Annotated in this window: 15 protein-coding genes; 9 read left to right on the top strand and 6 right to left on the bottom strand. The window is 55.6% G+C overall.

Annotated features, from left to right (window positions below):
• Positions 1–43: 43 nt before the first annotated feature.
• The gene (locus BUB60_RS18435) at positions 44–613 is read left to right on the top strand and encodes a flavodoxin family protein (RefSeq protein WP_073082900.1); all 570 of its coding nucleotides are present in this window, start codon (positions 44–46) and stop codon (positions 611–613) included.
• Positions 614–847: 234 nt separating this feature from the next.
• On the opposite strand, the gene BUB60_RS18430 is transcribed toward BUB60_RS18435, so the two are convergent.
• Positions 848–1,702, bottom strand: coding sequence for an SDR family NAD(P)-dependent oxidoreductase (locus BUB60_RS18430; protein WP_073082843.1), 855 nt, complete (start codon positions 1,700–1,702; stop codon positions 848–850).
• A gap of 170 nt (positions 1,703–1,872) precedes the next feature.
• On the opposite strand from BUB60_RS18430, the gene BUB60_RS18425 reads away from it, so the two are divergent.
• Positions 1,873–2,451, top strand: coding sequence for a TetR/AcrR family transcriptional regulator (locus BUB60_RS18425; RefSeq protein ID WP_073082840.1), 579 nt, complete (start codon positions 1,873–1,875; stop codon positions 2,449–2,451).
• A 157-nt stretch (positions 2,452–2,608) separates the two neighbouring features.
• Here the strand turns inward: BUB60_RS18425 and BUB60_RS18420 are convergent, their stop codons facing one another.
• The 3 genes from BUB60_RS18420 to BUB60_RS18410 form a co-directional block, all read right to left on the bottom strand.
• Positions 2,609–3,820, bottom strand: a complete 1,212-nt coding sequence (locus tag BUB60_RS18420; RefSeq protein WP_073082837.1) for a methyl-accepting chemotaxis protein — start codon at positions 3,818–3,820, stop codon at positions 2,609–2,611.
• Between the two features lie 170 nt (positions 3,821–3,990).
• The gene (gene trxB, locus BUB60_RS18415) at positions 3,991–4,917 is read right to left on the bottom strand and encodes a thioredoxin-disulfide reductase (protein WP_073082832.1); all 927 of its coding nucleotides are present in this window, start codon (positions 4,915–4,917) and stop codon (positions 3,991–3,993) included.
• 45 nt (positions 4,918–4,962) lie between these two features.
• Positions 4,963–5,289, bottom strand: coding sequence for a thioredoxin family protein (locus BUB60_RS18410; RefSeq protein WP_073082828.1), 327 nt, complete (start codon positions 5,287–5,289; stop codon positions 4,963–4,965).
• A gap of 190 nt (positions 5,290–5,479) precedes the next feature.
• Here BUB60_RS18410 and rd point away from each other — a divergent pair, with 190 nt between their 5' ends.
• From rd to BUB60_RS18375, 7 genes are all read left to right on the top strand, one after another.
• A complete protein-coding gene (rd, locus tag BUB60_RS18405) occupies positions 5,480–5,638 on the top strand; it encodes a rubredoxin (protein ID WP_073082824.1) in 159 nt (52 codons plus the stop codon).
• Positions 5,639–5,873: 235 nt separating this feature from the next.
• On the top strand, positions 5,874–6,734 hold the full coding sequence (locus BUB60_RS18400) for a DUF2935 domain-containing protein (protein ID WP_073082821.1): 861 nt from the start codon (positions 5,874–5,876) through the stop codon (positions 6,732–6,734).
• A 652-nt stretch (positions 6,735–7,386) separates the two neighbouring features.
• Positions 7,387–7,644, top strand: coding sequence for a hypothetical protein (locus tag BUB60_RS18395; protein WP_073082816.1), 258 nt, complete (start codon positions 7,387–7,389; stop codon positions 7,642–7,644).
• Between the two features lie 182 nt (positions 7,645–7,826).
• On the top strand, positions 7,827–8,396 hold the full coding sequence (locus BUB60_RS18390) for an RNA polymerase sigma factor (protein WP_073082813.1): 570 nt from the start codon (positions 7,827–7,829) through the stop codon (positions 8,394–8,396).
• The gene (locus tag BUB60_RS18385) at positions 8,383–9,147 is read left to right on the top strand and encodes a DUF4367 domain-containing protein (protein WP_073082809.1); all 765 of its coding nucleotides are present in this window, start codon (positions 8,383–8,385) and stop codon (positions 9,145–9,147) included. The genes BUB60_RS18390 and BUB60_RS18385 overlap by 14 nt, the downstream gene beginning before the upstream one ends.
• Before the next feature lie 103 nt (positions 9,148–9,250).
• Positions 9,251–9,691 (top strand): hypothetical protein, encoded by a 441-nt coding sequence (locus tag BUB60_RS18380; protein ID WP_073082806.1) that lies wholly within the window; start codon positions 9,251–9,253, stop codon positions 9,689–9,691.
• A gap of 145 nt (positions 9,692–9,836) precedes the next feature.
• Positions 9,837–11,186, top strand: a complete 1,350-nt coding sequence (locus BUB60_RS18375; RefSeq protein ID WP_073082803.1) for a 2-isopropylmalate synthase — start codon at positions 9,837–9,839, stop codon at positions 11,184–11,186.
• Between the two features lie 81 nt (positions 11,187–11,267).
• On the opposite strand, the gene BUB60_RS18370 is transcribed toward BUB60_RS18375, so the two are convergent.
• Both BUB60_RS18370 and BUB60_RS18365 read right to left on the bottom strand, forming a co-directional pair.
• The gene (locus BUB60_RS18370) at positions 11,268–12,749 is read right to left on the bottom strand and encodes an MBL fold metallo-hydrolase (RefSeq protein WP_073082800.1); all 1,482 of its coding nucleotides are present in this window, start codon (positions 12,747–12,749) and stop codon (positions 11,268–11,270) included.
• A 153-nt stretch (positions 12,750–12,902) separates the two neighbouring features.
• A partial coding sequence (locus BUB60_RS18365) for a polymer-forming cytoskeletal protein (RefSeq protein WP_084726614.1) occupies positions 12,903–13,634 on the bottom strand: 732 nt, incomplete at its 5' end.

Raw genomic sequence — 13,634 nt, 5'->3', positions numbered from 1 at the left:
GGCACAAACCGTGACCAGAACAGACGCGCAGGGCGGCGGACGGATGAATATCATCGGAATTAACGCCAGTCCCCGAAAGGAAGGAAATACCGCCTGGATCGTCAACAAAATACTCGAAGGCGCCGAAGAACGGGGCGCCGAAACACACGCCTTCAATTTCAGCGATCTTGATATCCAACCGTGCCGGGGCTGTTGGGGCTGCCACAAGGGCGATCAGGGCTGTGTTATCAACGACGACATGGATAAGCTGAATAAAGCGATCGATCATGCCGACACCATTGTTTTCGGCTCGCCGATTTACATGATGCAGATGACGGCCCAGGCAAAGATAGTCGTCGACAGGATGTTTGCGCGATTCTCTCCGCGATATTCCCCATATTATAAAAAAGAAAATGCCGCCGATAAGAAACTGATTCTGACGTTTAATCAGGGCAATCCTGATTCCAGCCTGTTCCAGTCGTATATTGACTATACGAAACACATGTTTGAGCTGCTGGAATTCGATGTCAGAGAGGTCCCTGTCGTTACCGGCATGCGCAACAGCCCGGCAAAGGAAAGAGAAGAGCTGCACTCGGTCCTGCGGGAAATCGGTTCCTCGCTTGCTTCGGAATGATTCGGAATAAAAGGAGATAGGATGGTTATGCTGCCACGGCAGCATAACCATCCTCAGACTGTCGATAAAGCCCTTTGGGCTTTATCGACAAGGGTCTGCATGAGGAGCTCACTCCGGAGGCGCATGTCCTCCTGCGTGACAAATGATGAATTTATTTGCCGCTCCGGCGGCAAACTCTGCGAGGCTTTGTCCTCTGTTTGCAGGTTTTTTGACAATCGGTTTTCACATTATTTTTTATCTTTTCTCCATGATCCTGTCCACCAGCGGATGCGGCAGGCATTCCATGACGGCGGAAACGCCCGACATGGCGCCGGCATGATACCGCCGTTTCGGCTTTCTGTCGCCAAGCGCCCTGAAAACGAGCCGCGCGATCATTTCCGGGTCGCTCCTCCCGGCGTCCATCGCCCTGAAGCTCTTTTCCGTTTTGCGCAGCGCCTCGTTATACAGCTCAAGACCGGCGGACGACCACTGCGCCATGGACGCCGCCAGCTCCCGGTAGCTGCGCTCGACGGACGGCGTGCTGATCGCCCCACAGCGGATCTGGATGCTGGGGATGCCCCAGGGTTTCAGCTCCTGGCCCAGCGTCCTGGACAGGCAGTTGGACGCGAAATCGCAGGCGTGGATGCTGGCGTCAAAGGCGATGGGCATCAGGCCGGGCGTCTGAATCCACAGCACCCGTCCCCCACCCTTCCTGAGGAGCGGCAGCGTGGCCTGCAGCAGCGCGACGGGCCCCACCAGGCGCGTCTCCGTCTCCCGGCGCCACTTGTCGATGTCCATCAGCTCCAGCGGGGCGATAAAGCCGCCGCCGGCGTTGTTCAATACGGCGTACAGCCCCGGTATGCCGCGCTTTGAGAGCTCCTCTTCGATCGTCCGCCCCGCGCCGGTGATATCCTCGGGTTTTGTCATATCCAGCGGACAGACGGGCACAAGGTTTTTGAGGCCAAGGCCGGCCAGCTTATCCGCATCCTCCCCTTTCCGGACGCCCGCGAAGACGAGATACCCCCGTTCGGCCAGATACATACCGCAGGCCCGCCCGATACCGGAGGAGCTGCCCGTAACCAGGACAGCTTTCTGATTGTGATTGCTCATAAAAGCATCTCCTTTCTATTATATAAAACAATTGTTTTAAACTAATGTTTAATATAATACGGAGCGCGCTATAATGCAATTAAAATCAGATTAAATTCTGATGAAGGCCATTGTCTTGAATGTTGACGGAATATCCTATAAAATATGACGCAAAGACAAGGGGTGGTTTCATGGAGGGCGCTGAGCTGCGGATCATCGAGGCGGCAATCGCCGCGGTCGAGGAGTACGGCTTCAATAACGTCACGGTCCGGCGCATCGCGGCCAAGGCGGACGTCAATATCGCGGCGATCAATTATTATTTCAGGACAAAGGAGCAGCTCTTGGACAAAGTGCTGGAGCTGACCATCGACAATGCCTTTGACTGGAAGGACCTCGCGCATACGGAGAGCCTCCCGCCAAAGGAGCAGCTGTTTGCCATCATGGACCACCTGACACAGGGCGCGCAGAACTTCCCCGAGACGACCCGCGCCCATTTTTACGAGGCGATGGTCAACGGGAACACCGAGACGCGGGCCGTCCGGGAAATGAACCGCTTTATGGAAACCGTTTATCAAAAATTCGTGGCCAAGGGCTGCCGGATGGCGGAAAAGGACCTGCGCGCCTCCATCACGCAGGTCTTTATGACAGGGCTTTTCGCCCTCGGCGTCGTCCCGAATATCTACAGGCAGTTTTTGCAGGCAGACCTCACCGAAGCCGACGACCGGCGGCAATTTCTCCGCCATCTGATCGACCGCTTGATCGAGGACTGAACGACAACAAAAAACGGCGGTTTGACCGCCGTTTTTTCTTCGTGGCGCCTGATTAATAGTCGCTTTCGTTAAAGCCGGTGGGGGTGGCGACGACGCGTTCCACCTCGATCCTGTAGTTCAAAACCATTTCCATCAGCGTCGCGGACTGGGCGGCCAGCTACTGGCTGGACGCGGCCGATTCCTCGGCGGTGGCCGTATTGCTCTGCACGACCTGCGATATCTGCCCCAGGCCATGATTGAGCTGCTTGATGGTGTCCGCCTGGCGCACGCAGTCCTCGGCGATATCGGCGATAGAGCCCACCGAGCTGTCCAGGCTGTCCACGATCTCGGAGAGCGCCCTTTCCATCTCCTCGCCGATCGTCAGCCCTTGTCTGGACTTGCTGATGCTGTCGCCCAGCAGCTCGTTTGTCTCCTTTGCCGCCGCGGCGCTTTTGCCGGCCAGGCTCTTGACCTCCTCGGCGACGATGGAAAAGCCCTTGCCGTGAACGCCGGCCCGCGCCGCCTCGACGGAGGCGTTGAGGGCCAGTATATTTGTCTGGAACGCGATATCCTCGATGATCTTGATCACGTCGGAGATGTACGACGACGATTTGTTGATTGCCTCCAGCGCCCGGGACAGCTCCTTCATCTTTTCGCTGCCCTCCGCGGCTTTGGCGCTGACCGTTTCCGAAAGCCGGCGCGCTCTGTCCGCGTTGTCGCGGTCGTCCCTCGTCCGCTTCAGCGCGTCGGCGACCGTCCGCGATATCTCGTCGATGGCAGAGGCCTGGGCGGTGGCGCCGTGGGCGACGCTCTGCGCCTCGGCGCTCATCTGCTGGGAAACGGAGGCCACGTTTTCCGCCGCCGTCCTGATATGGCGGATAAGGCCGCAAATGGAGTCGTCCACTTGATTGTTGCCCACCATGATCCGGCCGAAATCACCCGGATATTTTGCCGCGTCGGCCCGGACGGACAGGTTGCCGGCCAGAATGTCGCCGGAGGCGTGGCCTAAAATCAGGGAGACCTTTTTCAGCGTGATCTGGGTGGCGCGGATGGACCGGCTCAGCTGGCCCAGCTCGTCGCGACGCCGCGCCGTGGCGACCTTGAAGTCCGTATCGCCGGCGGCAAGCCTGGCGGCATAGCCGGCCAGCAGCTTTAACGGCCGTACGATGCCCCCGGCGGTGAGCAGCACCGCGACCAGCAAAACGGCAAAGGAAGCGCCGAACACCAGGATATCCCTGGTAATGAGCGTCCGGGCCAGCGCGTCTGTCATCCCCGGAGCCCCCAAAGCGATTTTCAATATGTAATAATCCGAAACCGAGAAGCACACCAGCGCGGGCAGGATAATGCACAAAATCATTTTGGTACGCAAAGATTTGTTGCCGCTCTCCATCGTCAGTTCACCTCAATATCTGAAATTCAAGATTGTTGCTTCTATCAAATATATCGGCATTTTTTCCGATTTTTTTATAATAATTATCCTAATAATTTAAAGCCGCGCAAAAGTGCAGCCGGACCATGATGAATCCGGCTGCATTTTAAAATTTTCTTTTGGCGGGACAGCTATCTGTCTTCCATCAGATATTCCTCGGCGAATTTTGACGCCACAGCGCCGTCGGACGCGGCGGTGACGATCTGCCGGAGGGGCTTTGTGCGGACGTCCCCGACGGCGAAAACGCCGGGAACGCTCGTCCGCGTCGTCTCGTCAGCGACGATATAGCCGCTCTCGTCCATGTCGACCTGGCCCCTGAACAGCCCGGAATTCGGTATCCTGCCGATGGCGACGAAAATCCCGTCGCAGGCAAGCTCCGTGAGGCCGCCCGTTTTGACGTTTTCGATTTTGGCGCCCGTGACTTTTTTATCGTATAAAATGCCGCTGATTCTCGAGTCGGCGATAAACGTCAGGTTCGGCGCGCTTCGGAGCGCCGCCAAAAAGCTCTTCGACGCCCGGAGCGTATCGCGCCGGTGGACAAGATAAACGCGGCTGCAGATCTTCGACAGAAACAGCGCGTCGGTCACGGCGGTATCGCCGCCGCCGCTGACGATGACAGTCTTTCCTTTGTACAACATCCCGTCGCAGGTGGCGCAGTACGCGACGCCCCGGCTGACAAGGCGCGCCTCCTCCGGCAGGCCCAGCGTCCGCGGCGAGGCGCCGGTGGCCAGGATCACCGTTTTGGCCTCATACGCGCCGTCCGGCGTGACAATGCGCTTCGGGCTCGACGCCAGGTCGACGGCTGTGACCTCCGACAGCGCGCTCTCCGCCCCGAACCGGTCGGCGCCCTGCTTCATTTTTTCGCCCAGCTCGAAGCCGTCAACGCCGTTTTCAAAGCCGGGATAATTATCCACCTGGCTCGTGGTGGCCATCTGGCCGCCCGGCGACAGCTTCTCCAGCAGGAGCGTCTTCAGGCCGGCGCGCGCGCAGTACAGCGCTGCGGTATAGCCGCCCGGCCCCCCGCCGATAATGACGGTATCATAGCTTGCCTCGATCATACGCCTTTACGTCCCCCCGTCTTAATTTCTCATTTCTTATTTTAATTACTGTATTCCCTGCTCGTTCAGCCATCTGTCGATTTCCGCCTTGGAGCCGGGGTTGACGAGGGGCGCGCCCGCGCTGCCGCCTTTGAACAGAATAAGCGTTGGCAGCGTCATGACCTCAAAGCGGTTTTCCAGCTCCTCCTGCTCGTCCACGTTGACCTTGCCCACGAGCAGCCTGTCCTCGTAGGTGCCGGCCACCACGTCGAGCACCGGCGCCAGCCGCCGGCAATAGCCGCACCAGGGCGCCCAGAATTCCACGAGCGCGGGCGTCCCCGCTTCCTGTACCTCGGCGTTAAAATTTTCTTTTGTCACTGTAATGGTTGACATCGGTATCCCTCCTGAAGGCATTTTTTCTCTATAGTGACAATTATATCGGGAACTGGCCGCCGATAAAGTGACATTATCACAAATTCATCCGCTTTTTAAGCTTATTATAAAGATAAACCTACAACTTCACAAGCGGATGTGGTATATTCTGTGTAGAAATACCGCATCTATAATAAACGGAGGAATCATCATGAAAAAATACGTTTGCCAAATCTGCGGTTATGTGTACGATCCCGCCGCCGGCGACCCGGACAGCGGCATCGCTCCCGGCACAGCCTTTGAAGACCTGCCCGACAACTGGGTCTGCCCTGTCTGCGGCGCGTCGAAATCCGATTTCACGGCGGAATAACGCCGGGACACCGCACCCCTCTCAAAGCTATAAAGAACGCGCGACTACAACGTCGCGCGTTCTTTTTTCCGTGTGCGATGAACCGCCGGGCGGCCGCCGTCATACGCTGTAACGGTACTTTTGCGTTCAGGGAAGTCCCAGCCACTTCACGCCATGTATCCGTCACCATACGCCGACGGGGGCTTGCTCCCGCCTTACCGTCCATTCTTAACTTATTTTCAGGGAGAAATGCCTTATGCTCTCAAGCGCCGAATACATACAGCTATCCTTGGAGTCCAACCTTTTCTGGGTCAGGATCATGAAGGAGCACGCAATTTTCATCGAAAGCGCCATGCCCCCGCCCCTTAACCACATCGCGCGCCAGGCCGAGCATTTCAAGCAGCAGTTCGCCGTCCTGCTCTCCGAGACTATCCGCCACGCAAACGGCCTTGTCTCGTCGGGCGCGCTCCAGTCGGGCCAGTACTACACGAATTTCACCGAGGCCGCCGAGCAGGCCGTCCAGAATTCCACCGGGATCGGCACAGACGGCTACCTGACACAGATGGAGTACAACATCGAGCCCCTCACGACATACAGCATCACGCCCGAGACAGAGGACGCCGTCAACCAACTGAACGGCTATATTCTGAATATGGTAAACGCCTTCGCCGCCTTTAAGGCCGACCTTCTGGACAACCAGAGCGCCTGCCGCATCTTCACGCTGCTCTACACCGCGGACATCAGCCACATACTGCACGAGGCACAGCGGTACATACAGCTTTTGACCGGACTCCAGAACAAGGACGAGAACTTCAATCAGAACTACGCCGAATTCTGGAACCAGAACATGGCCGAACACGCCAAATCGATGCGCGGCCTGTTCGACCCATCGGAGACGGCGTTTATCAACGAGGCCGACCGGTACGGGCGGGTATTCGACGCGCTGGCCCAGGTCCCGACAATAAGCGCGCTCCCCGACACAAAGGATATCAGCGCCTTCAAGGCCACCGCCACCCAGGGCATGCTGTCGTGCAAGGTCAAAGCCATCATGAGCCCGCTCTACACCGACCACAACCTCCGGGAGGCCAACCACTACATCCACCTGATGCAGCCTTAATCCCCACCCGCCCGGAAAAGGTATAGGGGCTGCCGCCCCCTATGACCCCTGATGGGGCTGTGCCCCATACCCTGTTCGGGGCTGCGCCCCGGAACCCCCAGGGCTTCGCCCCGACCCCTTGGGTGCAGCCCGGACCCCTTGGATGCGGCCCCGAACCTCATAGCAGGATGGCGCAGACTATCTTAACGCTGTCATTCTAAGGCGCGAACGCTCCGTCAAGCTGCCCGTAGGGGCGAACTGTGTTCGCCCGCCGTCTTCCCGCCTGCGTAGGGCACGGCTTCCCAAACGCGCCTTTCCTTTCAGGCGCGGCGGGGCAGCTTCCACCGGCGCGGCGTAAACAGCAAGCCGCCGCGGTCATAGCGACGCGGCGGCTTACCGCGATTAAAAGCCCCGGCAGCCGCTTTCGGAAAAACAGAGCAAGCACTCCGGCAGACGATCATCAAAACAGGATTTGCAGAGATAGAATCGCCTTTCTCATACGGTGCCTCCACGAAAAGATTGCGGCTACCGCAAACATGCTGTCTTCTATCATTTCTCACAATATTTTCCATCAAAATATATGCAAATGAAAAGAAGTCCGATTTATAGCAGACGGCGTTTATAATGCGTTTCCGGTGGTTAGAATCTGGCTATAACGCAAAGGAGGTATACTATGCCAAAAGGTACATCCAGGCCCTCGGAAGTCATCATCACCGAGCTGGAAGAAAAAAAGGCCGGGTATCAGACGAAAATCGAAAACTATAAAACAAAGATCAATGAAATCGATTCAAGAATCCGGAACCTCAGCAGCCATCAGCGGCAGAAAGAGCTCGACCATATTCTGGAGACCATCAAAAGCTCCGGCAAATCCGTCGACGATTTTATAACCTCTTTTTTGGAGAACGCCAAGCCGGCAAGTCCTGGCAGTTAGCCGCCGTTCGCATGTTCTTTTATTTAATGCCGTTTCCACCGGAAAATCCGGGCATTCCGCCCGGTTTCCGGTGTTTTTTTGTCGGCGGAAAGCTGCTCTCCGGCAAATATTATGTCAAGCCAAAAAATTATTTGCTGGAATATTTATTTTTTTCTGTTATCATCAGATTGAGGTGAGGGTGCGTGTTAAATCTGGAAGCCTTTGAAGAAAATGACGATAAGAATTTTCTTATCGATCTATATACGACTTACTATGGATTTGTGAAAAAAACGATATATAATATCATTAAAGATAAAAAAGATCTGGAGGACCTTATTGACGACGCGTTTTTAAAGCTTATTGAAAAAGTATCGCTGCTGCGAACGCTGAACAATTACAGAACGTCAACGTACATATACTACACCGCCAAAAGCATTGCCATCAATTACATCGTCCGCCGGGACGTGGAAAACAGATTCAGATTTCTGGGCGCGGACGAGGACCTGTCGGAACATTTTATCAGCCGCGAATACGGTATGGAAGACAGGATACTTTATCAATCCGAGCTTGAATCCCTCGGAAACGCCATTATGAAACTGCCTCAAGATCAGCAGGATCTGCTTAATTATAAATATCTGCTCAACATGAATGACGCCGAAATCGGCGAGCTCATGGGCATCGAAGGCAGCAGCGTCCGCCAGTATCTCACCAGGGCCAGGCGCAGCGCCAAGAAACTGATTGAAAAGGAGATGAGCCCTCATGACAAACAGTAAGGCCGAGCATTATCTGAACCAGCTCAACGACAGTTATGAGGATCAGCTGTTTCGCATTGTGATCAACAACTTCACGGCGGAGGCTGAGGGAGAAAAGCTGCTTGGGGCATACGCCGCGGAGGCCGCGGAAGAGCCGCCGCCCCTCGCGCTGAAGAAATTTATTACCCGGGTCAACAAGTATACCAAAGAGCAGCGGGTGCCGGCGCGCCGTGAGGGCCGGCCGCGCAGATTCCTCAACAAAGCCGCCGTCGTCCTGCTGACCGCCATCGCCCTGTTCTCCCTCGCCCTGCTCACCGTCGACGCCTTCCGCGTGCAGGTTTTGAACGTGCTGATGAATATTGAGTCCAAGTATACGGATCTGCAAATCACCGACGACAACTCTGCTTCACAGGGCAATGCGCTCTTGGTTAATTGGAAAAACGCGTATGTACCGAGCTATGTACCAGATGGATACGAGATAATCGCCCTTTCCAATATTGATTCCGTCAGAAGCATCAAATTCGGGACAAAAGATAAGTCTTCATTATTTGTCTTTTCGGAATACAGCTCCAGTTACGGCATGTCTTTTGATACTGAAAAAGCAGGGATGGTTGAAACAATCACAATTAACGGCAACAAAGGGACCGTAGTCAATAAAGACTCTATTGTTACCGTTGCCTGGATCATGGATAATCATCTATTCAACATTCAGGGAAACATTAGTGATAAAGAAGCAATTAAGATAGCGGAGAGCGTTGAGTTTGTCAAATAAGATTTTTCATTGTCTATTTTTAATGAAATTTAAAGATTTTTGTTGCATACTTCAACTTCGACTGTCATATGTTAAGTGAAAACACTTTTTAAGGAGGCTACTTATGAAAAAAACATTCGGATTTGCCTTAGTACTTCTATTGATTGCGGCGTTTACTTTACCGGTCTATGCAGCTGATGAAACTGATCAATCTGTGTTGTCCCAGGATAGTATCATGAAACCAGCGTATACAGCAATTATGTCAATGGCCGCAGGACTAAGTATTGATTCATTGGGAAAGGCATCATGCGGTGGAACAGTATTTCCTAATAACGATACATATACGGCATATCTGACAATATCACTGCAAAAGCAAACCGGCAGCACCTGGCAGCAGCTAACATCCTGGAGCAGTTCAGGGGTTGGCATGGGCGGCGTACTTCTGGACGGTTCATATTATGTCGAACACGGCACGTATAGAGTATGCTCCGCCGCGTTTATTTACAGCGCTCAGGGTTCTCTGTTGGAATCAGCACTGTACTATTCGCCGATCAAAACTTATTAATTCGTCAAAAAAATCATCACACACACCGCCGGGATCGAAGCGCGACGCTTCGATCCCGGTTTTTATAATTACTTCGCTTCTGCATATTGCGCCCTCCCGCAAATACTGGTATAATTAAAAATTATTATTTTTTGGGAGGTGCGATATGCTGAGGTTTGCCAAATCAAATCTGCTGGAACAGCATGCGTATAATTACAGTCTGCAGGACGTCAGTACGCCGAATCTGTACCGGGACCTTTATCCGTATACCGAGGTTCCGAAAACGGCGTTCAACCATCGCCACGTGCCGCTGAACGTGCCCGAGGAGCTCTGGATCACCGACACGACGTTCCGGGACGGTCAGCAGTCGCGCGCGCCGTATACGACCGAGCAGATGGTGGATATTTACAAGCTGCTGCACAGGCTCGGCGGCGATAAGGGCATCATCCGCCAGACGGAGTTTTTTGTCTACAGCAAAAAGGATTACGACGCCGTTCTCAAATGCATGGAGCTGGGCTATCAGTTCCCCGAGGTCACCACCTGGATCAGGGCCTCAAAGGAGGACTACAAGCTCTTAAAAAATCTTGGCATCAAGGAGACCGGCATCCTCGTCAGCTGCTCGGATTACCATATCTTTCAAAAGCTCAAAATGACGCGTGCGGAGTGCATGGAGCATTATCTGTCCGTTTTGAAGGATGCTCTGTCGGCGGGGATCATCCCGCGCTGCCATTTTGAGGATATCACCCGCGCCGATTTTTACGGCTTCGTCGTCCCCTTCGCGGGGGAGCTGATGCGGCTGTCCCGGGAATCGGGGATACCGGTCAAAATCAGGGCGTGCGATACGCTGGGCCTCGGGCTGCCCTATCCCGGCGTCGCTCTGCCCCGGAGCGTGCCGGGCATCGTTTACGGACTGCGCCATTACGCCGAGGTACCCGCCGAGTGGCTGGAGTGGCACGGCCACAACGATTTTTACAAGGGCGTCGCCAATGCCGGGTCTGCCTGGCTTTACGGCGCCGCCGGCGTCAACTGCTCCCTTCTGGGCATCGGCGAGCGGACGGGCAACGTCCCGCTGGAGGCGATGATCTTCGAATACATCTCCCTGCGCGGCACGACCGACGGCATCGACACGACCGTCATCACGGAGATCGCCGACTATTACAGGAACGTGCTCCACTACGACATTCCGCACATGACGCCCTTTGTGGGCAAGAGCTTCAACCTGACCAGGGCGGGCATCCACGCCGACGGGCTTTTGAAGGATGAGGAAATCTACAACATCTTCGACACGAAAAAAATACTCAACAGGCCCGTGGCCGTCGCCGTCAGCAACACGTCGGGCCTGGCCGGGATCGCCCTGTGGCTGAAGGAGAATATGAACATCACCGCCGGCAAAAACGACGATATCGTCCGGTACATAAAAGGCTGGGTCGACGCGCAGTATGACGGCGGCCGGATCTCTTCCATCTCCGACGAGGAGCTCTCAGACCTTGTGGACGCGTACCGCCAGGAGGAATAACGCACCCCCATATTTATGGAAAAAACCGCCGGAAGCCGCGCATCTGCGCCAAGGCTTCCGGCGGCTTTTCAGCCGCTGTTATCAGGTATCTATTTTGACGAGTGCGCCGCTCACAAGCTTTGACAGGGGGCCGTGGCCGCCGCAGACAACGCAGGGCTGCGTCCGCTGCGCCGATATGCTGTCTATGAGCTCCAACAGCCGCGCGCGCATTTCCCTGGCCCGTCCGGAATCCACATTGACGCTTTTCATCAGGTAGGGCGCCAGGGAATTGAATTCCGACCGCTCCCACGAAAAGCCTTTATAATTGACCAGCAAATCCCCCGTAAAAACGATGCCCGCGTCCGCGGAGGCGTAGATCAGCTCCCCGTACAGATGCCCGCCGCTGCCCTCGTAGACGACAAACTCCTTATCGCCGATCCGTATCGTCTCTATGGGCAGCAGGTCCCGATGGTCGGCGGGCGTGCCGGTGTCCATGACCCTGATTTTTTCAGGGTCCGGCGGTATGTAGCCCGAAATGATGCGGCTGATTTTGCTGTACCCCATATGCAGCGCCGTCGATTCGCGGTAATCCGGCAGCCCCGCCCTCTGGCGGACAATGCTGTCGTAGCTTTTCTGATTCATCACGATTTCGGCATTTTTGAATTTCGAGAGCATCCCGCAGTGGTCCACGTCCGCGTGGGTGATATAAACGCGCTTTGGCCGCCGCTCGAAATCGTCAATCAGCCTGTTCAAAATGTCCAGCATCTCCCGGGCATAGATGGTATAGCCCGAATCGATAAGGACCAGCTCGGACGGCGTGACGAAAACGTAGGTGTTGCTGCCGCAGTACGGCTGGATGCTGTAGAGCGTGAGCGTGCCGCCAAGCGCCAGCTTCTGGACGTCCGCGTGAAAATGCGCGCCCCGGTAGCTGCTGACGATGGCGGCAAAGCGCCGGATGTGGTCAAAGACCTTTCCGGCCTTTTCCCCGCTGGACTGCAGCGCCTGCAGGATGCGGTTGGACTCGGAGAGAAACTGCCTGGCCTTCGTATCGTCAAGACCCAAAAGGCCCTGCATTTCGTTTGCCAGCCTGATATAAAAAACGGTATTGTCCAGCTCCTCCTCCGAGGCGTCGCAGTCGATGATGTCGATCGGATAGACCTGGCCGATTTCATCCAGGAGCGTTTTGACTATTTTCGGGTTTTCGATCAGCAGCCCGAGCTTGAAGCTCTGATACGGGACGCCCGACGCGGAGGAGTTCAGATAGGAGATATTGATGGCGTACCTGTTGAGGATTTCGAGCACGGGAAGCACCGCGCCCGCCGTGTCCGGTATCCTGACAACGACCTCCAGAACCCTGACGTCCGTGAGCTTATCCACCAGATAGCCGATCACCAAGAGGTCGTGCTCAATTTCCCGGAGGTTTTCCGGCGATGCCTCCACGTCGATAAACAGCATATGCAGGTCGACCGCCTTGTTATAGCTGACGCGCACGATATTGCCGCCATGCCCGGCGATGATCCTGGAAGCGCGCAAAAAAGCGCCGGCTTTGTCCGGCATTTTCGTTACAAAGGATTTTCTTGTCATTTCAGCCTCGAGACGCAATTCATTTGAGCCTCCATTATATGCCCTGATTTTACAATTATCAACCCGGGCGGCCTCATGAAACGCGGCGCCGCCGGAAGCCCGAGCGCATGGCGCAGGCTTCCGGCGGCTCTATATTTAACGGCGCGAAGCCCCTTATATTTTGGTCTCCGTGCCGACGCGGGCGTCGGCGCTTTTGGTGTAATGGTCCTTGTATTCCACCAGCCCGATATTGCAGCCGCTGCCGATGGTGACGCTGTTGCCGCGGACGACCTTTGCCGTCGTGTTCTCCAGATTGATCTCGTCGCCCTCGATGGTATCCGTCTCCAGCGCGGGATTGAGGATACCCATAGAAACGATCGTCCTGACGATGTTAAAGCCGTGGGCGGGCCCCATCGTGACGGTGATTTTCCCGCCGCCGATCTCCCGGACCTTGCTTTTCATCCCATAGATGCGGATTTTCACCTCGTCGGCGTTCAGCAGGCCGCCGATTTCAAAGCCGCCGTCCGCGTCAAAGCTTTCCGCGTTGCAGTCCAGGCCGATTTTTGCCGAGCCCTCGATTTTGACAGACTGAGCCTCGACGCCCTTTAAAACCGTCCCGGCGCCGGAAACGATGAACTCCCCGGCCTTGACGCTGCCGATAATCTTGCCGGAACCGCTGATCCTGAATTTTGCGGCCTTTAAATCGCCGTCTATCGAGCCGGAGCCGCTGATTTTCCCGTCCTCCACCTCCAGATTCCCGTCGACGCTGCCGGAGCCGCTGATCTGAAAGACGTTGCAGCTGAGGTCCCCGGCGACCTTCCCCGTCCCCCTGATGATGACGCTGTCATAGGCTCCGCCGCCGGTGCTGCCGGAGCCGTTGATGCGGATATCGCCGCGCTTTGTGCT

This window comes from Sporobacter termitidis DSM 10068, from assembly GCF_900130065.1.
Taxonomy (GTDB): Bacteria; Bacillota; Clostridia; order Oscillospirales; family Oscillospiraceae; genus Sporobacter; species Sporobacter termitidis.
This window is presented reverse-complemented; position numbering and strand designations above follow the sequence as displayed.

What these genes read in the sequence shown, in the direction of transcription:
- BUB60_RS18420 (WP_073082837.1), bottom strand. Translation starts at nt 3,820, where the DNA reads ATGGAGAGCGGCAACAAATCTTTGCGTACCAAAATGATTTTGTGCATT.
- BUB60_RS18425 (WP_073082840.1), top strand. Translation starts at nt 1,873, where the DNA reads ATGGAGGGCGCTGAGCTGCGGATCATCGAGGCGGCAATCGCCGCGGTC.
- BUB60_RS18430 (WP_073082843.1), bottom strand. Translation starts at nt 1,702, where the DNA reads ATGAGCAATCACAATCAGAAAGCTGTCCTGGTTACGGGCAGCTCCTCC.
- BUB60_RS18410 (WP_073082828.1), bottom strand. Translation starts at nt 5,289, where the DNA reads ATGTCAACCATTACAGTGACAAAAGAAAATTTTAACGCCGAGGTACAG.
- trxB (WP_073082832.1), bottom strand. Translation starts at nt 4,917, where the DNA reads ATGATCGAGGCAAGCTATGATACCGTCATTATCGGCGGGGGGCCGGGC.
- BUB60_RS18370 (WP_073082800.1), bottom strand. Translation starts at nt 12,749, where the DNA reads ATGACAAGAAAATCCTTTGTAACGAAAATGCCGGACAAAGCCGGCGCT.
- BUB60_RS18395 (WP_073082816.1), top strand. Translation starts at nt 7,387, where the DNA reads ATGCCAAAAGGTACATCCAGGCCCTCGGAAGTCATCATCACCGAGCTG.
- BUB60_RS18400 (WP_073082821.1), top strand. Translation starts at nt 5,874, where the DNA reads ATGCTCTCAAGCGCCGAATACATACAGCTATCCTTGGAGTCCAACCTT.
- BUB60_RS18435 (WP_073082900.1), top strand. Translation starts at nt 44, where the DNA reads ATGAATATCATCGGAATTAACGCCAGTCCCCGAAAGGAAGGAAATACC.
- rd (WP_073082824.1), top strand. Translation starts at nt 5,480, where the DNA reads ATGAAAAAATACGTTTGCCAAATCTGCGGTTATGTGTACGATCCCGCC.
- BUB60_RS18380 (WP_073082806.1), top strand. Translation starts at nt 9,251, where the DNA reads ATGAAAAAAACATTCGGATTTGCCTTAGTACTTCTATTGATTGCGGCG.
- BUB60_RS18375 (WP_073082803.1), top strand. Translation starts at nt 9,837, where the DNA reads ATGCTGAGGTTTGCCAAATCAAATCTGCTGGAACAGCATGCGTATAAT.
- BUB60_RS18385 (WP_073082809.1), top strand. Translation starts at nt 8,383, where the DNA reads ATGACAAACAGTAAGGCCGAGCATTATCTGAACCAGCTCAACGACAGT.